We start from the raw sequence: 19,985 nt of genomic DNA on the forward strand, positions 1-19,985 counted from the left end.
GGCGGCACTTGGATTATTTCGCTGCGCTAACCGCCTTTGTCGAGGCCGCCGAAGGCAATAATTTCTCCCGGGCGGCTGAGCGACTGGGCATCAAGGCCTCTACCGTCTCGCGCTATGTGAAGGATCTTGAGCAGGACTTGGGCATCGCCCTGTTCAACCGCTCGACACGCACGCTGCACCTGACCGAAGGCGGCCAGACGTTTCTGCTGCACGCCCGCCGTGTGCTGGATGAGCTGGAGCAAGCCAAGGCGGCGACCTCGGCGCTCAACCAGCAACCCCGTGGGGTGCTCAAGCTCAATTTGCCACCGGCGTTTGCCCGGCACCATATCCTGCCGGTCTTGAACGTGTTCCTGGTGCGCTACCCGCAAATCAAGCTGGAATTGGTGCTGGATAACGCCCAAGTCAACCTGATTCATGCAGGCGTTGACCTGGCCATTCGGATTGGCGCCCTGCCCGACTCCACGCTCAAGGCGCGCAAGATCTGCGCGGGAAAGTACTTGCTGGTGGCCAGCCCGGGGTTTTGTGCGCAGCACGCGGCCCCAGCGACACCGGCAGACCTGGCCGGCCTGCCCGCCATCCTGAGCACGCATGATGTTGCCTTCGAGGCCGGTGGTGAAGTCTTGCCGCTGGTATACGGCGACTGTATCCGCATCAACGACTTGGACGCGCAGTTGCTCGCTGCACGCCAAGGCCTGGGCTTTGCCTTGCTGCCTGATTGGCTGGTGAGCAAAAGCGTTGAGGCGGGTGAGTTGCAGGTCTGGTTGCCGCACTGGAGCATTCTGGGGGCTGAACAGGCGTTTGCGGTGTGGTTTGTCTACCCGCCCAAGCGGATCGTGTCGTCCAAGGTGCGCTGTTTTATCGACTTTGTCGTCGAGCAGCTGGGTGAAACGCCCTATTGGAAATAAGGCCGACCTGAGCGGCTGGCACTAAAGCAAAACCTGTGGGAGCTGGCTTGCCTGCGATGCTAGCACCTCGGTACATCAGGCATACCGAGTTGATGCAATCGCAGGCAAGCCAGCTCCCACATTTTGACCGAGTACTGTCAGCTGAAGCGGATATCCAGCGCCCGCAGGTAGGTTTGCAGCCCTGCATCCTGGATAGGGATCAGGAATGCCTCGGTGTCTGACTCATTGAAGTGCGCATGCCAGTAACCCGGCGGTGTCACGAACGCCAGCCCCGGCGACCAGTCCACCCGCACCGGATTACGGATCTGGCCATCAGCGTCCAGATCAGTGCCCACCAATGAGTAACAGCCCTTGGGGCAGTCGATAATGAAGTCCAGCGCAATCGACTGGTGCCGGTGCGGCTTCTGGATCGAGCCCGCCGGCAGAATGCCGTACATGGCCCAGAGCACATGCGTGACGGTTCGGGTCTGGGGGAAATTGCGGTTGCCCAGCAAAATGCTGATGCGGCTGCGGTCCTGGGCGCGGGGGTCATCCGCGGCTTCCCGCAGCTTCTGGTTGGCCAGCGCGGCGGGGTACAGCGTCGGCACGAAGCGATCAGTGCTGCGGGTCACGCCCAGGTAGCGCAACAGCGGTTCATCATGCACGTAGTACAGGCGTGCATCCTGTGACGCACTGAAACGCGCAGGCTGCAGGCCAGGCAGCGCGATAAAGCAACCGCTCGACCATTGGATCTCATGTTCGCCCTGCACCACGCGGCCTTCGCCTGCGATGACATAAAACACCTGTGAGGTCGCATTGGGGTGCAGGTCCAGGGCGTCACCGGCGTTCAACCGGATAAAATTGGCGCACAACCCTGGCCCGGTCGCCGGGCCTTCACAGCCCAGCGCTTGGCTGAGGTCCAGCGCGACCACCCGCGAGGCGCCGCTGTCGTAGAGCGAGGCCGGGAAGCTGTGGTAGGGAATCCGGGTAATCAGGTTGGCGCTGATCGGGTTGGCCGCCTTGCTGTACTCGAAGTACTCGGCGTCCACTTGCTCGTTTGGCACTGTATCGGTCAGGTCGGGTTTGAACTCGCTGTTCATGGTTCACCTCAGGCTTGGGCGGGTTTAAATCCACTATAGGCATTGCGCTTGCGGGGATTAAGCACTCCGCCGGCACAGCAGTTGTGCAGGATGGGGCGGCTTTGCCCTGCGACGGTGCAATCGGCCTGTCCAGCGCCTGAGCGTGAACCGATGATCCATGTGTTCGGCGCCTGTCTCATGCTCAAACGTCATAATCCCTGGTTCCTCTGCGTGGTAATCTTGGCGCCACCACGAATAGACATTGATCGTCACATGACGATGACCAAAGCCAGGAAAGAACATGCCAAAGATTTCTCACTCAGCGTTGCGCCGCAACTTCCGTGAACTGCTTGCAAAACAAATCTGCGTTGAAACCGCCTCCGTCTTCGACCCCATGTCCGCGCGCATCGCCGCCGATCTGGGGTTTGAAGTCGGTATCCTCGGTGGTTCGGTCGCCTCGTTGCAGGTACTTGCAGCCCCCGATTTTGCGTTGATCACACTGAGTGAGTTCGTTGAACAGGCCACCCGCATCGGCCGCGTCGCCCAACTGCCGTTTATTGCCGACGCCGACCACGGTTACGGCAACGCTTTGAACGTGATGCGCACCGTCGAAGAGCTTGAGCGTGCCGGTGTGGCCGCGCTGACCATTGAAGACACGCTGTTGCCGGCGCAGTTCGGGCGCAAATCCACCGACCTGATTTCCGTCGAAGAAGGGATCGGCAAAGTGAAGGCGGCGCTTGAAGCGCGTGTCGACCCTGAACTGTCGATCATCGCGCGCACCAACGCCGGTGTGCTGCCGACCGAAGATGTGATCGCACGCACCAAGGCCTATGAGAAAGCCGGCGCCGACGGCATCTGCATGGTTGGCGTCAAAGACTTCGACCACCTTGAGCAGATCGCCGCCAACCTGACGGTGCCGTTGATGCTGGTGACCTACGGCAACCCGCAGCTCAATGACAGTGAGCGTCTGGCGGCCCTGGGCGTGCGCATCGTGGTGGCCGGCCACGGCGCCTACTTTGCGTCGATCAAGGCCACTTACGACAGCCTGCGCGCCCAGCGCAAGCTGACCAGCAGCACGTCCAACCTCAGCGCTACGGAGCTGACCCATACCTACACGTTGCCGGAAAGCTATGTGGCGTGGGCTGAAGAGTTCATGGACGTTAAAGAGTAATTGCCGCAACGGTGCTGATTGTTGCAATCAGCACCGGATACTCACGGTGAGGGCTGCTTCAATCAATCCTCCAGCGTTCCCCGCGATTATTGCCCGTGCCTTTGTAGCCGCCGTCTCCATCCGGCTCCCAGCCGCCCCCCGCATTCAAGCCGGTGCCGATAAAGCCACCGCGACCATCGGACTCAAGCCCCCTGCCCTCGTTCTTGCCGGTGCCTACATAGCCGCCCCGACCATCGGACTTGTACCCACGCTTGCGGTACTCGCCGGTGCCCTCATACCCGCCGTTGCCATCGGAGCGCCAGCTGGCGCCTGAGGCCTTGCCGTCGCCACGGAAATAGCCTTTGCCGTCAGACCGGTAATCCTCACCTGAGTTAAAACCTGTGCCCTTATAGCCGCCCGAGCCGTCCGGGCTGAACCCGCGGCCATTGTTGTAGCCGATGCCCTTGAGGCCACCGTCATCGGCGGGAATATAGCCTTTGCCCATATTTTTACCGGTGCCCCTGAGTGATCCATCTTCTTGCAGCGCGTAGTCACCGCCCAGGTTTCCCCCGGTACCTCTAAGGCCGCCGTGGCCGTCCGGCTCATAACCGTTCCCTGTATTGATGCCGGTGCCAATAAAACCTTCGGCCGCCAGCGCTGAGGCACTAAGCCCCAATAAAACGGTAGCGAGCAGGATACATGACGCTTTTTTCATGAGGCCTCTGGTCCTTTCAGAGAGGATGATGGGCGCCATGATAGGGCATGGGTTCTGCGCCGCAACTGCAACCCAAGTAAAACAGGCAACCATTGTGGCGAGGGAGCTTGCTCCCGCTGGGGCGCGAAGCGTCCCTGAAAAACGGGCCTGCTGCGCAGTCCAGCGGGAGCAAGCTCCCTCGCCACAGTGATGGTGTTGCGCCTTGCGTCAGTGATTGGCGTTGGGATTTCCCACGTCCACCTTCTCGCAGAGTGTCTTTCACGCAACACTGGGAAGGATTATTGGAGCGCAAGTGCAACAGTCTTGTTACAAACAAAATAATTAGGCGCGCGCAAGCATATCGCCACTACTGATGGCGACTTAGAAGTATCAACATGGATATATATTTATTGATATCAGCTTAAAAAATCCGCCGCAGAGCCTGCGGCGGCAAACCAAAGGTTTTGTCGAAGCAGAGCGGCTAAGACCCTGTCAACGCTACACCCATGGGACATTAAAAGAGGTGAAGTTTAATTAATCGAGTTTAATCCTCGGCACCGCTGCAGCCCTCGAAAAATATGATAAAAATCAGCTTCGACAACCACGTCGAGCACAATAAAAACAGCATTACGCTCACCTGAAACATCTGCCATACAACCTTAAGCGCAATCCAAGCATGCGGTGTTTCTGTGCACGCGTTAATTATTCCGGGGAACTAACAACATGATCAAACAGTGGAGCCTGTTAACGCTGGCGGTGTGCGCCAGTATCAGCCAAGCGGCCCTCGCCGAGTCAGTCAGCGACCAGGCCGATTCCAAAGGTTTTATCGACGGCAGCAGCATTACCGGGTTATTGCGCAACTATTACTTCGACCGCGACCGCCAAAGTGGCAAGGCCGACAACCGCGACTGGACCCAAGGCGCGATGCTCAACTACGCCTCGGGCTTTACCCAGGGCACCATCGGTTTTGGCGTGGATGCCTACGCCTACGGCGCGATGAAACTCGACGCCACCCACGCCGATGCCGGCACCGGTGAATTACCGACCAACCGCAATGGCGACCCGGAAAATGGCTATGGCTCAGTGGGCGCTGCGGTAAAGATCAAGGTTTCCAAAACCCAGCTTAAATTCGGTGACATGCAACCCACCGCGCCGGTATTCGCCACCGGCGGCACGCGCATTCTGCCGCAGACCGCCACCGGGTTTGACCTGACCAGCAGCGAAATCGCAGGCCTGGACCTGGAAGCCGGGCACTTCACCAGCACCAACAGCGGCATGACCAGCAACCATGACCACGATATCTACGCGACCTACGCCAACGTGGCGGCCAACAGCGCAAGTTTTGTCGGCGGCAAATACACCTTTACCCCATCGTTGAGCGCGACCCTGTATGCCGGTGAGCTGGAAGACATCTGGCGCCAGTACTACACCAACCTCAACTACGTGATCCCACTGGGGCATGACCAGTCACTCGCGCTGGACGGCAACCTGTACCGCACCCTCGACACCGGCAGCGCCAAGGCCGGGGCCATCAACAACACCACCTACTCGGTGGCGGCGGCCTACTCGTTCCTGGCGGCGCATACCCTGACGCTGTCGTTCCAGAAAGTCCACGGCGACACGCCGTTCGACTACATCGGCACCGGCAACAATGGCGCGGGCGAAGGCGGCGACTCGGTGTTCCTGGCCAACTCGATCCAGTGGGGCGACTTCAACGGGCCGGGCGAACAGTCGTGGGGCATTCGTTATGACCTGAACATGGCCAGCTACGGCGTACCGGGCCTGAGCTTCATGACCCGCTACGTCAACGGCTCGGACATCAACGGCACCCACACCCCGACCAACAGTGCCTACGCCGGCGACTATGGCGCCGACGGCGACCACCACGAGACCGATGTGGAAGCCAAATACGTACTGCAAAGCGGCCCGGCGAAGAACCTGTCGTTTCGTGTGCGTGACGCCATGGTTTCATCCAACGCCGACCAACGCGATGGCAAGTTGAATGAGCTGCGGGTGATCGTCGACTATCCGTTTACCCTGTTGTAATCATTCCAGGCTCAGCCGCTCGCGCATTCCTGCGCTGGCGGCTGGACCGGCCTGCACCACGCAGCGATCCCACCCCACTACCGAGCCTTCGGCGGTTGCCATCATCGGCTCCAGCAACTTCCCGGTCTCGCGCTCCACCACCTCCACGCTGCGGCCTTCTTCGGCGTAATGCCGATTGCCCCACGCCACCAATGCCATCAGCACCATACGAAAGTCCTCGCCCTTGGCTGTCGGCACGTATTCGTAACGTGGCGGCCGCTCGCTGTAGGCGCGGCGCTCAAGCATGCCGGCCTCCACCAAACCATTCAGGCGGCGCGTCAGCATGTTCGGCGCGATGCCCAGGCTGCGCGAGAACTCATCAAAACGCCGCAAGCCGTGCAGCGCGTCACGCATGATCAACATGCTCCACCACTCCCCTACCCGTTCAAGACTGCGGGCGATGGGGCATTCGTCGCTGACAAGGGATTTGCGTTGCATGGACGTTCCTGTGTGCGGGTGCAAAAGTGTGTGACGCCATGTTACTTTCATCATGATAGTGACGTCCACAGCTGTGTATCCCTCAAGCAACAGGAGTCGATTGATCATGAGTAAACGTATCGTCGTGACAGGCATGGGCGCGCTGACGCCGCTGGGGTCGAGTGTGGAATCCACCTGGCAGCGCTTGTTGAACGGGCAATCGGGCATTCGTCGCCTGCCGCAAGACTTGGTCGGCGACCTGGCCGTCAGCATCGGTGGCCAGGTGCAAACTGTGCTGCAAGACCCCGAAGCCGGGTTTGACCCCGATCGACTGCTGGCCGCCAAGGAACAGCGCAAGATGGACCGCTTTATCCTGTTCGCCCTGGCCGCTGCGGATGAAGCCCTGAAGCAAGCCGGTTGGGCGCCAGAAACGCCGCAGGAGCAGGAACGCACGGCCACCATCATTGCCTCCGGCGTCGGCGGTTTCCCGGCGATTGCCGAGGCGGTGCGCACCACCGACAGCAAAGGCCCACGGCGGTTGTCGCCGTTTACCATTCCATCGTTTCTGAGCAACATGGCCGCCGGGCATGTGTCGATCAACTATGGCTTGAAAGGCCCATTGGGCGCACCGGTGACCGCCTGCGCGGCGGGTGTACAGGCGATTGGCGATGCGGCGCGAATGATCCGCGCCGGGGAAGTCGATGTGGCGGTGTGCGGCGGCGCGGAAGCGGCGATTCATCGGGTCAGCCTTGCCGGCTTTGCTGCCGCACGGGCGTTGTCCAGCGACTTCAATGACACGCCGGAGCTCGCTTCGCGGCCGTTCGATCAGGCGCGTGATGGTTTTGTGATGGGCGAAGGCGCAGGGATCCTGGTCATCGAAGCGCTTGAACACGCCCTGGCACGCGGCGCGCAACCCATCGCCGAACTGGTCGGGTATGGCACCAGCGCCGATGCCTATCACATGACCGCAGGCCCGGAAGACGGCGATGGCGCGCGGCGGGCAATGACGCAAGCATTGCGTCAAGCCGGTATCGAGGCGTCCCAGGTGCAGTATTTGAATGCGCATGCAACGTCGACCCCCGTGGGTGACAAGGGCGAACTGGCAGCCATCAAGATCCTGTTCGGCGCCAGTGGCCACCCGGCCATCAGTTCGACCAAATCCGCCACCGGCCACCTGTTGGGCGCCGCCGGCGGCATTGAAGCGATCTTCACCGTCCTCGCACTGCGCGATCAGATTGCGCCGATGACCCTTAACCTCGACAACCCGGATGCGCTGGCAGACGGCCTGGACATGGTGCGCGGTAAGGCGCGGCCCATGCCGATTGAATACGCGCTGTCCAATGGCTTCGGTTTTGGCGGCGTGAATGCCAGCGTGCTGTTCCGGCGCTGGGTGTAGTTTGCCCCTGCCGTAGATTTCGGGGACCATGGGCGCCTTTCTGCAACCGCCAACAAGAGGCGCCCATGGCCAACCACGACCTGTCCTTCACCCCCGACCCGGATGCCGACTCCATCTCCAGCGACGTCATCGGCTTCAATGGCATCCTGGTTTCCACCCAAATCCCGACGCACGCCGACGGCAGCCTGGAACTGGGCGATATCACCCTGCAAAGCGAATGCACCCTGCAAGCGCTGAAGGTCGCGCTGGAGAAAGCCGGCAGCTCCATGGACCGGGTGATGCACCTGACCATCTACCTCACCGACATGGCTGACCGCGCGGCATTCAACGAAGTCTACAAACGCTTTTTCGCCAAGCCCTGGCCCGTTCGTGCCGCCGTTGGCGTGGAGGCTTTGGCGGTAGAAGGCATGCGTGTGGAAGTCACCGCGATGGCCGCCAAAGCCTGAGTTCCAAGCCTCAGCACACATCCACTGTGGGAGCTGGCTTGCCTGCGATGGCATCACCTCGGTATGCCTGATGGACCGGGTTGCCTGCATCGCAGGCAAGCCAGTTCCTACATGACAGCCCTGCGGTAGATGCCGGTCAGGCATTTCACAGCTACAATGCGCGCCTCAACCGTGACAAGCCTGACTAAAAAAACTATGTCCTTGCCCAAGCACCACCTGGAATTGCTCAGCCCTGCCCGTGATGTCGCCATTGCGCGCGAGGCTATCTTGCATGGCGCCGACGCCATCTACATTGGCGGCCCAAGCTTCGGCGCACGCCATAATGCGTGCAACGAGGTGAGCGATATCGCTCAACTGGTGGAGTTCGCCCGCCGTTACCACGCCCGCGTGTTCACCACCATCAACACCATCCTGCATGACAACGAGCTGGAGCCTGCGCGCAAGCTGATCCATCAGCTCTACGACGCCGGTGTCGATGCCTTGATCGTGCAAGACCTGGGCGTGATGGAGCTGGATATTCCGCCCATCGAGCTGCACGCCAGCACCCAGACCGATATCCGCACCCTGGCCCGCGCCAAGTTTCTCGACCAGGCCGGTTTCTCGCAGTTGGTATTGGCCCGTGAGCTGAACCTGCAAGAGATCCGCGCCATCGCCGACGAGACCGATGCCGCCATCGAGTTCTTCATTCACGGTGCGCTGTGTGTGGCGTTCTCCGGGCAGTGCAATATCTCCCACGCACAAAATGGCCGCAGCGCCAACCGTGGCGACTGCTCCCAGGCCTGCCGCCTGCCATACACCTTGAAAGATGACCAGGGCCGCGTCGTGGCCTTTGAAAAGCACCTGCTGTCGATGAAAGACAATAACCAGAGCGCCAACATCCGCGCCCTGGTCGAAGCCGGCGTGCGTTCGTTCAAGATCGAAGGTCGCTACAAGGACATGGGCTATGTGAAGAACATCACCGCCTATTACCGCCAGCGCCTTGATGATGTGCTCGAAGACCGCACGGACCTGGCCCGTGCCTCCAGCGGCCGTACCGCGCACTTCTTCCTGCCCGACCCGGAAAAAACCTTCCACCGTGGCAGCACCGACTATTTCGTCAGCGACCGCAAGATCGACATCGGCGCCTTCGACACCCCAACCTTTACCGGCCTGCCGGTGGGTGTGGTGGAAAAAGCCGGCAAGCGCGACTTGCAGGTGGTCACCCATGAGCCGCTGTCCAATGGCGACGGCCTCAATGTGCTGGTCAAGCGTGAAGTGGTGGGCTTCCGTGCCAACATCGCCGAAGCCAAGGGCGAGTTCGAGGAAGACGGCCAGAAGCGCTATCGCTACCGCGTCGAGCCGAATGAAATGCCGGCCGGCCTGCATCAACTGCGCCCGAACCATCCGCTGAACCGCAACCTCGACCATAACTGGCAACAAGCGCTGCTCAAAACCTCCGCCGAGCGCCGCATCGGCCTGGCCTGGGTGGCACGTCTGCGTGAAGACCAGCTTGAAGTCACCGCCACCAGCGAAGAAGGCATCAGCGCCAGCGTCACCCTGCCCGGCCCGTTTGGCGTGGCCAACAAGCCGGAACAGGCGCTCGACACCCTGCGCGACCTGCTTGGCCAACTCGGCACCACCGAATACCACGCCACGCACATCGAGCTGGATGCGCCGCAGGCGTTCTTCATCCCCAACTCGCAGCTCAAGGCCTTGCGCCGTGAAGTGATCGAAGCACTGACTGCCGCACGCGTTGCCGCGCACCCGCGTGGCGGGCGCAAAGCTGAAACCTCACCGCCGCCGGTCTACCCGGAAGCGCACCTGTCGTTCCTGGCCAACGTCTACAACCAGAAGGCCCGTGATTTTTATCACCGTCACGGCGTCAAGCTGATCGACGCGGCCTTCGAAGCCCACGAAGAAACCGGCGAGGTGCCGGTGATGATCACCAAGCACTGCCTGCGTTTCTCCTTCAACCTATGCCCTAAACAGGCCAAGGGGGTGACCGGCGTGAAAACCAAGGTGGCGCCGATGCAGTTGATTCACGGCGACGAAGTGCTGACCCTCAAGTTCGACTGCAAGCCATGCGAGATGCACGTGGTGGGCAAGATCAAGGGGCATATCCTTGGGTTGCCGCAGCCGGGCAGTAAGGTGGAGCATTTCAACCCGGAAAACATCATCTTTCAGGGCACGCACTAGCCCTTGGGGCGCGGGGCCACCACCAGCCCCGCTGCAACCCCGCTGCCGCCAGCAGGATTGCGGCCACGCCCAGCCATTGCAGCCAGCCCAGGCGATGGCCGAACGCTATCCAGTCGACGAAAATCGCCGCAATCGGATAGATAAACGACAGTGCCCCGGTGATGGCGGTGGGCAGTTTCTGGATCGCGCCGTACAACAACACGTACATCAAACCGGTGTGCACCACCCCAAGCGTCACCAGTGCAGCCCACGCATTGGTTGACACCGGCAGGCTGCTCCAGGGCACCAGCGGCGCGAGTAACAGTGCGCCGGTTGTCACCTGGATCAACGCCATCAAATGCGGCGGCACTTCCTTCAGGCGCTTGATGATCAGCGCGGCAATCGCATACAAAAATGCCGCGCCCAAGGCCAGAGCAACACCTGCCAGGTAAGCCTCGCCACCGCTTTGCTGCTCACCATGGGCGGTGACAATCGCCAACATGCCGAGGAACGCGACGCTCAACCACGCCATTTTCTGCACGGTGATTTTCTCACCGAGAAATACCGCGGCCAGCATCACCAACATAAACGGCTGCACGTTGTAGACCGCCGTGCTGATGGCAATTGAGGCGTGGGAATAGGATTCGAACAACAGCAACCAATTGCCGACGATGGCCACGCCACTGAGCATCGCCAAGCCGAACTTGGCCCAGGTGAGCAATTCAAGCCGCAGATAACCCAGCAGAGCGCAGACCAGCAACAAGGCCAGCGCGCCGATCACGCAGCGCCAGAACACCACCTCGATCACCGATACACCAGAGACCAATACAAACCAGCCGATGGTGCCCGAGATCAGCATGGCGGCGACCATTTCCCACGACCCGCGACGGATAGATGTGTCCACGATGAAAGCTCCTCAAGTGAGGCGCAATTATGGCAATCTGCTGGTCAGCGGCTCCAGCGACTAAAAAAGGCAAAACCCTTTATTCACCTTTTGTTATTAGGCAGACAGCATGATTGACACCATCGACCAGCAACTGATCAGCGCCTTGATGGACGACTCGCGCCTGTCGCTCAAGGCCTTGTCGGGCATTACCGGGCTGTCATCGCCCAGTGTCGGCGAGCGCTTGCGGCGCCTTGAAGAGCGCGGCGTGCTCACCCACTACACGGTAGATATTGACCCCAAACACTTCGGCTACCTGCTGCAAGCCATCGTGCGTATCCGCCCCCTGCCCGGCAAGTTGCAGGAGGTGGAGCGCCAGATCCAGGCGATACCCGAGTTCACCGAGTGCGACAAGGTCACCGGCGACGACTGCTTTATCGCACGCTTGCATGTGCGCACCATGGACCAGCTCGACAGCTTGCTCGACCGCCTCAACGCCTATGCCGAAACCAACACCGCCATCGTCAAGAAAACCCCGGTAAAACGCCGTTTGCCGCCCTTGGCGGATTAGTGATTCTGCGTCATCAACGCAGTGACACAATCGCTATTCTGTCATCACTGGCCGATCTTTATGCTGGGCTCCACTGATTGGAACCCACAGGTATAAAGCTCATGTACGTGATTACTGGCATTACAGGCAAAGTCGGCGGCGCCCTGGCGCGCAACCTCATCAAGGCCGGCCAACCGGTGCGCGCGGTGATGCGCGATGCCGGCAAGGCGGCCTACTGGGCCGACCAAGGTTGCGACGTGGTGTTTGCGCAGATGGACGACGCACAGGCATTAACCGAAGCGTTCATCGGCGCAACCGGCGTGTTTATCCTGCCGCCTCCCGGGTTTGATCCGCAGCCGGGTTTTCCCGAAGCCCGTGCGGTGATTGCCGCAGTCAGCCAGGCGTTGCAGGCAGCTGCGCCGAACAAGGTGCTGTGCCTCTCGACCATCGGTGCCCAGGCTACTGAGGTCAACTTGCTGACCCAGCGTACCCTGATGGAACAGGCCCTGAGCGCACTGGACATTCCGATGACCTTCCTGCGCCCCGCGTGGTTTATGGAAAATGCGGCGTACGACCTGATTACTGCGCGGGAAACCGGCGTGATCCACAGCTTTCTGCAACCTCTGGACAAGTCGGTGCCGATGATCGCCACGGCGGATATCGGCACCCTCGCCGCGCAGTTGCTGCAACAGGCGTGGGCCGGCCATCGGGTGGTTGAACTGGAAGGCCAGTGGGTCAGCCCCAACGACATCGCCCAAGGCTTGTCACAGGTGCTCGGCCGCGACGTGCACGCTGAAGGGGTGGCGCGTGACACCTGGGAAGCCTTGTTGCGCGCCCAGGGCGCTCAGAACCCACTGCCACGTATGCGCATGGTCGATGGATTCAATGAAGGCTGGATCTGTTTTGAGCATGAGCAGGTGCTTAAGGGGGACACATCGTTGCTGACGGTGCTGCGTGAGTTAGCCGATATAACTGTCTGAAACAGCAGCGTTTATCGCCTTTAAATATAAAAAACTGTCAATTCTTACAGGTTCCCGCCTGCGTACGGCTTGTTAACGTTGTGCATCACTGGAGAGGATCCGATGCTCACCACAACGCTTAAAGAAGTCACCGATACGAGCTTTGAAACACAAGTGCTCAATGCCAGCGGGCCTGTGCTGGTGTGCTACAAAAATGCTGATGAGGAACCACCAGCGTTCCTTGAAAAGTTCGTCGAGTACTATGCCGACCGATTGACCATCGTGATGCTGAATATCGATGAGAACCCCAGCGTTGCGGCGAAGTATGGGGTGTTTGAGACGCCTTTGTTGATGCTGTTCAAGAATAAAAGGAGTTTTTCATGAGCGAGATTATCCATGTTACTGACGCCTCATTTGATACTGACGTCTTGAAAGCGCAACAGCTGGTGCTGGTGGATTTCTGGGCCGAGTGGTGTGGGCCGTGCAAGATGATCGCGCCTATCTTGGATGAGCTGGCCAACGACTACGACGGCAAATTGACCATTGTTAAATTGAACGTCGATGAGAACCGAGAGGTTCCGGCTCAATTCGGCATCCGAGGAATTCCTACCCTAATGCTGTTTCAAAACGGCGAGCTGGCTGCCACCAAAGTCGGCGCCGGATCGAAGCCGCAGCTTAAAGCCTTTTTGGATTCGAACCTTTGAACATCAGGCATGCAATGCTTGTACGGCACTCAATAGCCCCATAAACCGGCAGTACCGTACTTGCAGTATCGCCTGTTGCGCCACACTCGGCGGCTAACAGATAAAGTGAAACATTCAACGATAGCCACAATGACCTATAACGCTCAGAGGACGATCAACATGTCAAATCCTATCAACGGTTTTTACGACAGCGGTGTCAATGATGAATACACCTTGGAAATCGACTACTTTCGCGAGAAGGACGGCTATTTCAGTGGCTATTTTAGTGATCGGACCTTGGGGGAAAAGCAAAACGTGAATGGGCACTATCATTTTTATAGCGACGGCAGGCAGGAGACTGTACTTGAATTTTCAAGTAACGCCGGTTCCTGGAGGTTGGAGGCGGACTTCGTTAATGGCGAACCCTCTTTTACTGAGTGGAGTGCAATGTTGAGCGATGTGCAAAAAAGAAATTTTTATCGACGTTAATATCGGGGGCAACAAAGGAGTGCGTAACTACGAGACTCTTGAATCAAACGTTCAAAAATTTTGCAGCATCCAAGAGCCCCCTGAATTTACAGTGCCGAGCCTCTAACAGTTTCTGTTGCAGAGGGTTCGGCAAATACCTCGCCTTGACCGGCATCCCCGCCGTAAGCAAATCCGCGCCCTGCCCAATCGCCATAAACCCCAGCTTCGCCGCCCCCACAGACGCGCTCAATTCACTGCCGTGCAGCGTGAAGATCTCCCGCTGGAGGATATTGGCCAGCAACTGCGCCCAATACGCACTCCGTGCCCCGCCGCCGACCAAGGCGCAGGCGGTCACGTCGGCACCGGTCGACTGCACCGCACGCAGCGCATCGAGCAAGCCGAAACCTACGCCTTCCATCACCGCATAACCGAGCATCGCCGGGGTGCAGTCATGCCCCAGGTTCATAAACCCACCGCGCAATAACGGGTCGTTGTGCGGCGTGCGTTCACCGGCCAGGTACGGCAGAAACAACGGCGTCGACAGCGACACCGGCTGCTCGATGGGCAACTGCGCCTGCACCTGATCCAGCAATGTTTGTTCATCCGGCTGGCCGGTCAAGCGCGTCACCCAGCGCAAGCAACTGGCCCCGGCGAGCATGGCGCCCATGGTGTACCAGCGGTTGGGCAAGGCGTGGCAGAAACTGTGCACGGCACTGGCCGGGTTGCCGGCGGCGTGGTCGGTGATGGCGACGATGGCCGCGCTGGTGCCCAAGGTGATAAAGCCGTCACCGGCATTGACCGCACCGATGCCGACCGCCGCCACCGGGTTATCGCCACCACCACCGGCAATCACCACCTCGGGCGACAGGCCCAACCCGCTTACATTCAGTACACCGCTCGCCGCACCGCCCTCCACCAGCCGGGGCATGTGTGCCAACGTCAGGCCGGTGGCGTGGAGCATCGGCGCAAACCATTCGCGCTGCGCGACGTCCAGCCACAGGGTGCCGGCGGCATCCGACATATCGCTGATGCGCTCGCCTGTCAGGCGTAACCGCAGGTAATCCTTGGGCGACAGCACACACTCAATCGCCTTGAATACCTCGGGTTCATGCTGTTGCAGCCACAGCAGTTTGGGCGCCGTCAGCCCGGCCATTGGCAGGCTGCCGGTGGTTTCGGCAAACCCGCTGCCCAGTTGCGTGGCCTGGGCCACTGCGCGCGCGTCATCCCACAGGATGGCCGGGTACAGCACGCGATCATCGTTGCCCAGCAATACCGCGCCATGCATCTGCCCGGACAGGCCGATGCACGCCACACGGGCAAACGCCGCATGCTCGCGCAGCTGCGCCAGCGCTTGCAAACAGGCTTGCCACCAGTCTTCGGGGGCCTGTTCGGACCAGCCGCTGTGGCGCCGTGAAACGCCAAGGCGCACACCGACGTGGGCCAGCACGCTGCCGTCGACGTCCATCAAAATCGCCTTGAGCTCTGACGTGCCGAGGTCTATGCCGAGGGAAACAGGGTTGCGCATACGTAGATTATTCCACTTCAATACAGCCACAAGAGTCACGCCGTTGCAGGCTCGGCGCCAGGCGCACGCTTTGGGTGGGTGCGCCGGGCGTGGCCATGCGTTGCAGCAGCATATGCACCGCGCGGGCGCCCAGTTCCTTGACCGGCTGGGCGATCAGGGTCAGGCGTGGCACGAAGAAATCCGCCCAGTCAAAATCATCAAAGCCCACCAGGCCCATCTGGCCGGGCACCTCAATGCGTGCCTCACGCAGGGCGTGCATGGCGCCCAGCGTCATCAGGTTATTGCCGGCCATGATTGCCGTGGGTGGCACCGGTAACGCCAACAACTGCGCGGTTGCTTGTCGCGCAGGCTCGCTGTTGGAACCGCCGTTGACCAGTAACTGTGGGTCGAACACCAGCCCCGCTGCCTGTAACGCCGCACGATAACCGGCCACGCGTTCATCGGTAGTGCTCAGCCCTTCGCGCCCGGCAATAAAGCCGATGCGCCGGTGCCCATGTTCAATCAAGTGTGCGACCAGCGCCTGGGTGGACTGGGTGTTCTCCACCCCAACCTGATCAAACTGCTCGCTCATCATGCGGTCCACCAGCACCGTCGGCATCTCGTTGGCCTGCAGATATTCCAACGCGCTGGAGCCGGTCGACGGCGCCAATAAAATCCCGTCGACCCGCCGGTGATGCAGCGCCGTGACCACCCGCAATTCCTGCTCCGGGTCGTCGTGCGGGTCGGCAAACAGCATCATGTAGCCGTGGCGGACGCACTCGGTTTCAATCGCTTGCACGGTTTCGCTGAAGTAATGGTTGGACAGCGCCGAGATCGCCACGCCAATGGTATTGGTGCTCGAACGCGCCAGCGAGCGCGCCAGGGTGTTGGGGATATAGCCCAACGCCTGGATCGCGCGCTGCACCGCCTGCACCGTGGCCGGGCTGACCTTGCGGGTGCCGTTCAACACGTGGGACACGGTCGAGGTGGACACCCCGGCCCGGCTTGCCACGTCATCCATGGTGACCACGACGCTTCCCCCTTTAACTCAATGTTTACTCGACCAGCCGCTGTACGTCGCAACGTTTTCGCGGGTAATCAGTTTTGGCGTGAGCAGGGTAACCGCTTCGGCCGGGGCTTTGTCATTGAGAATGTCATTGCCGACGTTGACGGCAGTCTGGGCCATGGCCCAAGGGTCCTGGCTGGCGGAGGCCTGGATTTGGGTGTCGGTCTTCAGCGCGTTTTCGATATCCGGCGCACCGTCCACCGAAGTAATAATGATGCCGCTGCGCTTGAGCTGTTTGGCCGCCAGGTCGCTGCCGATGGCTTGTGGGTCATTGATCGCGAACAAGCCGTCAATTTTCGGGAAGCGCGTGAGGTAACCCTGCATCACATTCAAGCCACCTTCGCGTGAGCCTTTGCCGTCCTGGTCATCGGACAGCACCTTGATGTCCGGTGCACCGGCCAATGCCGCTTTGCAGCCTTTGACGCGGTCGGTCACGGCGGTCACTTGCGGGCCGTTCTGGATAATCACATTGCCCTTGCCCGCCAGCTTGTCCACCAGGAACTGGCAGGCCAGCTTGCCAGCTTCGACATTGTCAGTTTGTACCGTGGCGTTTACGCCTTTGGCGTCCACATCCACCGCCACTACCACAATGCCGGCATCCCTGGCTTTCTTGATCGCCGAGGCCATGGCCGATGGGTCGACGGCATTGAGCAGGATCAGGTCAACCTTGGATGAGATGAAGTTGTCGATCTGGGAAAACTGCTTGCTCAAGTCATAGTCGGCCGACACCGAGGTGACCTTCACAGCAGGGTTCAGCTCTTTGGCCCGCGCGGCGGCGCCGTCGGCCAGGGTCACGAAATACGGGTTGCCGAGCGAGCCCATGCTGATGCCCAGGGCTTTGAGTTCGCGGGCTTCGACGCCATGGGACATCAGGGCAGCCAAGGCCATAACGGGAAAGATACGTTTGAAGTTCATACCGGTCTCTCTTGTGATTGTTGTTGAGGTGTATCAGGTTCGTGCGCCGGACTGGCGATAGCGATCCAGCGCCACCGCGCCGATGATCACGATGCCCTTGATGATGTACTGCCAGATATCCGATACCCCCAGCAGCACCAGGCCGTTGGTGAGTACCGCGATAATCAGTGCGCCGATCAGCGTGCCGCCGATAGTGCCCACGCCGCCGGTAAAACTGGTGCCACCCAGGATCACCGCCGCAATCGCATCCAGCTCATAGGATTGCCCCAGTTGCAGGCCGTTGGCGGCGAACAGCCGCGAGGCGCTCATCACGGCGCCAAGCCCAGCCAGCGCGCCGGACATGGCATAGACAAACAGCAGCACTTTCCACACCTTGATGCCCGACAGCCGCGCCGCCTCCGGGTTGCCGCCCACCGAATAGATCTGCACGCCCATCACGGTGCGGCGCAATATGAACCAGGACAGCAGCACCACAGCCACGGCGATGATCACCAGCCACGGCACGCCGAGCACGGAGTCATTACCGATAAACGCAAACGGCAGGTCGGGGTTGAACACAGTCTTGTCATCGGCCAATAACCGCGCCAGGCCACGCATGGCGGTCAGCGCACCCAGGGTGACGATAAACGGCGGCAGCCGCATGAAAGCGATTAGCCCGCCGTTGACCAAGCCCAGCAACAGGCCAAAACCAATGCCCGCCGCAATCCCGAACATGCCGAACTGCGGCGACATCGATGCCTGCAAGGCCACCACTGCAGACGCCGCCAGAATCGCGCCCACCGACAGGTCAATACCCGCCGTCAGGATCACAAAGGTCATGCCCGCCGCCAACACCACATTCACCGAAGCTTGCTGGGTGATGATCGACAGGTTCTGCACCGTGAGGAAGTTTTCGCTGGCCAGGGCAAAGCCCACCAGCAGCAAGACCAGCACGGGCAGCATGCCGACGGTGCGCATCAGCTCACGCACGCGTTCGGCCTTGCCAGTTGTTGCAATCATTGAATCAGCCATGGGCAGCCACCTGATCGCCACCAGTGGCGAGGTCGATAATTCGTTCCTGGGAAATGACGTGGCCCGAAGCCCCGCCGACTTCGGCCACTAACTGGCCTTCGCGCATGATCAGCACACGGTCGCAGGTGCCGATGATTTCCGGCAGCTCGCTGGAGATCACCACAATGCCCACACCGGCCAGCGCCAGTTGATTGATGATGCGGTAGATCTCGGACTTGGAGCCGATGTCCACGCCGCGAGTCGGCTCGTCGAGGATCAGCACATGCGGCTTGACCTCCAGCAGCCGCGCCAACAGCACCTTTTGTTGATTGCCGCCGGACAGTGCGCCGACATTGACCTTGCCCGACGCCACGCGAATCGACAGTGACTTGATCGCATCATTGGCACGTTGCGCCGCGTGCCCACGGTCCAGCACGCCACCGGCATGCGCATCCGGCACACAGGCGCACACGTTGATGTTGTCGGCCACGCTCATGTCCAGGAACAGGCCTTGAGCCTTGCGGTCTTCGGTGAGGTAGACGACACCTGCGCGAATCGCATCCGCCGGGTTTCGCAGTTGGGTGACGGTCTTGCCGACCACTTCCAGGGTGCCGCAGGTGCGCGGGTCGGCGCCGAAGATCAGCCGTGCCAGTTCCGTGCGCCCTGCCCCGACCAGCCCGGCAATGCCCAGCACTTCACCGGCGTGCAGGTCGAAACTGCAATTGCGCACGCGTTTGCCGTCGGCCATGTCGCGCACGCGCATCACCACGTTGCCGGGGTTGTACGCGGCGTGTTCCTTCTTGTAGAAGCCTGACAGATCGCGGCCGACCATCATCTTCACCAGCACTTCGGCCGACAGCGCATCGCGGGTCAGTTCGCCGATGTACTGGCCGTCGCGCAGCACCGACACCCGGTCCGACAGCTCGTAGATCTCGGCCATGCGGTGGCTGATATAGATGATCGCCAGACCCTGGCTGCGCAGTTGTTTGATCAAGGCAAACAGGCGGTCGGTTTCGCGCGATGACAGCGGCGTGGTCGGCTCGTCCATCACCAGAATGCGTGCGTGGGCATGCAGGGCGCGGGCGATTTCAACCAATTGGCGCTCGGCAATCGACAGGTTGCTGACGGGCGTGGCGGGTTTGAACTCGGCGCCCAGGCGTTGCAACACTTCGATGCAACCTTCCTGCATACCTTTGCGGTCGATGGTCCAGCCACGCCGCAGTTCGCGGCCCAGGTAGATGTTCTCGGCCACGCTGAGGTTTGGGCACAGGCTCAGTTCCTGGTAGATCACGGCGATGCCGAGGGTCTTGGCAGTGGCGGGGTCGAAGGTGGCGACGGGCTGGCCGTCGATGCGGATTTCGCCGCCGGGGTCGGCCTGGTAAGCGCCGGAAAGGATTTTCATCAAGGTTGACTTACCGGCGCCGTTCTCACCCATCAAGGCGTGGATTTCACCGGGGTAAACCTTCAGGCCGACATTCTTGAGCACGCGCAAACCATTAAAGGTTTTGCTGATGCCCTGCATCTCAAGCAAGGGTTCAAGGCTCATGGATGAGCTCCTGGATTTATTATTTTTGTAATCGAGTGTTGCCGACTCTATGCCAGATGCATTTCCGTACGCAAGCGCTTGCGCGTGCATTTTTTTGTTTGATTAAACGTTTCATC

The 19,985-nt window shown here is 60.4% G+C and carries 20 protein-coding genes; 11 read left to right on the forward strand and 9 right to left on the reverse strand.

From position 1 onward, the window contains the following. Positions 1–8 precede the first annotated feature (8 nt). Complete coding sequence (locus tag HX790_RS23045) at positions 9–905, forward strand: LysR family transcriptional regulator (protein WP_176992216.1); 897 nt, start codon at positions 9–11, stop codon at positions 903–905. Between the two features lie 137 nt (positions 906–1,042). On the opposite strand, the gene HX790_RS23050 is transcribed toward HX790_RS23045, so the two are convergent. Next, positions 1,043–1,984 (reverse strand): cupin, encoded by a 942-nt coding sequence (locus HX790_RS23050; RefSeq protein ID WP_176992217.1) that lies wholly within the window; start codon positions 1,982–1,984, stop codon positions 1,043–1,045. A gap of 280 nt (positions 1,985–2,264) precedes the next feature. On the opposite strand from HX790_RS23050, the gene HX790_RS23055 reads away from it, so the two are divergent. Further along, positions 2,265–3,134, forward strand: coding sequence for an oxaloacetate decarboxylase (locus HX790_RS23055; RefSeq protein WP_017135623.1), 870 nt, complete (start codon positions 2,265–2,267; stop codon positions 3,132–3,134). A gap of 58 nt (positions 3,135–3,192) precedes the next feature. Here the strand turns inward: HX790_RS23055 and HX790_RS23060 are convergent, their stop codons facing one another. After that, entirely contained in the window at positions 3,193–3,828 is a 636-nt protein-coding gene (locus HX790_RS23060) for a hypothetical protein (RefSeq protein WP_138453387.1), read from the reverse strand. A gap of 702 nt (positions 3,829–4,530) precedes the next feature. Between HX790_RS23060 and HX790_RS23065 the strand changes: the two genes are divergently transcribed. Then, entirely contained in the window at positions 4,531–5,853 is a 1,323-nt protein-coding gene (locus HX790_RS23065; protein ID WP_176992218.1) for an OprD family porin, read from the forward strand. Here the strand turns inward: HX790_RS23065 and HX790_RS23070 are convergent, their stop codons facing one another. Further along, entirely contained in the window at positions 5,854–6,330 is a 477-nt protein-coding gene (locus tag HX790_RS23070; protein ID WP_176992219.1) for a helix-turn-helix domain-containing protein, read from the reverse strand. A 106-nt stretch (positions 6,331–6,436) separates the two neighbouring features. Here HX790_RS23070 and fabF point away from each other — a divergent pair, with 106 nt between their 5' ends. The 3 genes from fabF to HX790_RS23085 all read left to right on the forward strand — a co-directional run bounded on the left by fabF (position 6,437) and on the right by HX790_RS23085 (position 10,326). Next, positions 6,437–7,705, forward strand: coding sequence for a beta-ketoacyl-ACP synthase II (gene fabF, locus HX790_RS23075; protein WP_176992220.1), 1,269 nt, complete (start codon positions 6,437–6,439; stop codon positions 7,703–7,705). 65 nt (positions 7,706–7,770) lie between these two features. Further along, positions 7,771–8,151, forward strand: coding sequence for a RidA family protein (locus tag HX790_RS23080; RefSeq protein ID WP_176992221.1), 381 nt, complete (start codon positions 7,771–7,773; stop codon positions 8,149–8,151). Between the two features lie 195 nt (positions 8,152–8,346). Continuing rightward, on the forward strand, positions 8,347–10,326 hold the full coding sequence (locus tag HX790_RS23085; RefSeq protein ID WP_176992222.1) for a U32 family peptidase: 1,980 nt from the start codon (positions 8,347–8,349) through the stop codon (positions 10,324–10,326). Here HX790_RS23085 and HX790_RS23090 read toward each other — a convergent pair. Continuing rightward, positions 10,304–11,209: a DMT family transporter gene (locus HX790_RS23090; RefSeq protein WP_176992223.1), complete on the reverse strand. Its 906-nt coding sequence runs from the start codon at positions 11,207–11,209 to the stop codon at positions 10,304–10,306. The genes HX790_RS23085 and HX790_RS23090 overlap by 23 nt on opposite strands. A gap of 109 nt (positions 11,210–11,318) precedes the next feature. On the opposite strand from HX790_RS23090, the gene HX790_RS23095 reads away from it, so the two are divergent. The 5 genes from HX790_RS23095 to HX790_RS23115 all read left to right on the forward strand — a co-directional run bounded on the left by HX790_RS23095 (position 11,319) and on the right by HX790_RS23115 (position 13,869). Then, positions 11,319–11,759, forward strand: coding sequence for an Lrp/AsnC family transcriptional regulator (locus HX790_RS23095; RefSeq protein WP_176992224.1), 441 nt, complete (start codon positions 11,319–11,321; stop codon positions 11,757–11,759). A 101-nt stretch (positions 11,760–11,860) separates the two neighbouring features. After that, complete coding sequence (locus tag HX790_RS23100; protein WP_176992225.1) at positions 11,861–12,718, forward strand: NmrA family NAD(P)-binding protein; 858 nt, start codon at positions 11,861–11,863, stop codon at positions 12,716–12,718. A gap of 102 nt (positions 12,719–12,820) precedes the next feature. Next, entirely contained in the window at positions 12,821–13,081 is a 261-nt protein-coding gene (locus HX790_RS23105) for a co-chaperone YbbN (RefSeq protein WP_176992226.1), read from the forward strand. Then, a complete protein-coding gene (gene trxA, locus HX790_RS23110) occupies positions 13,078–13,401 on the forward strand; it encodes a thioredoxin TrxA (protein ID WP_176992227.1) in 324 nt (107 codons plus the stop codon). The genes HX790_RS23105 and trxA overlap by 4 nt, the downstream gene beginning before the upstream one ends. Positions 13,402–13,560: 159 nt before the next feature. After that, positions 13,561–13,869: a hypothetical protein gene (locus HX790_RS23115; RefSeq protein ID WP_138449488.1), complete on the forward strand. Its 309-nt coding sequence runs from the start codon at positions 13,561–13,563 to the stop codon at positions 13,867–13,869. 43 nt (positions 13,870–13,912) lie between these two features. On the opposite strand, the gene xylB is transcribed toward HX790_RS23115, so the two are convergent. From xylB to HX790_RS23140, 5 genes are read right to left on the reverse strand one after another with little or no spacing between them, the layout of a single operon-like run. Next, positions 13,913–15,373 (reverse strand): xylulokinase, encoded by a 1,461-nt coding sequence (gene xylB / locus HX790_RS23120; protein WP_176992228.1) that lies wholly within the window; start codon positions 15,371–15,373, stop codon positions 13,913–13,915. 7 nt (positions 15,374–15,380) lie between these two features. Then, positions 15,381–16,382: a LacI family DNA-binding transcriptional regulator gene (locus HX790_RS23125; RefSeq protein WP_138449491.1), complete on the reverse strand. Its 1,002-nt coding sequence runs from the start codon at positions 16,380–16,382 to the stop codon at positions 15,381–15,383. Between the two features lie 18 nt (positions 16,383–16,400). After that, entirely contained in the window at positions 16,401–17,333 is a 933-nt protein-coding gene (locus HX790_RS23130; RefSeq protein ID WP_176992229.1) for an ABC transporter substrate-binding protein, read from the reverse strand. 33 nt (positions 17,334–17,366) lie between these two features. Further along, complete coding sequence (locus HX790_RS23135; protein WP_017135608.1) at positions 17,367–18,344, reverse strand: sugar ABC transporter permease; 978 nt, start codon at positions 18,342–18,344, stop codon at positions 17,367–17,369. Continuing rightward, the gene (locus tag HX790_RS23140) at positions 18,337–19,869 is read right to left on the reverse strand and encodes a sugar ABC transporter ATP-binding protein (protein ID WP_017135607.1); all 1,533 of its coding nucleotides are present in this window, start codon (positions 19,867–19,869) and stop codon (positions 18,337–18,339) included. The genes HX790_RS23135 and HX790_RS23140 overlap by 8 nt, the downstream gene beginning before the upstream one ends. Positions 19,870–19,985: the final 116 nt, after the last annotated feature.

The sequence above is a fragment of the Pseudomonas sp. IPO3747 genome, assembly GCF_013385245.1.
GTDB classification, from domain to species: domain Bacteria; phylum Pseudomonadota; class Gammaproteobacteria; order Pseudomonadales; family Pseudomonadaceae; genus Aquipseudomonas; species Aquipseudomonas edaphica.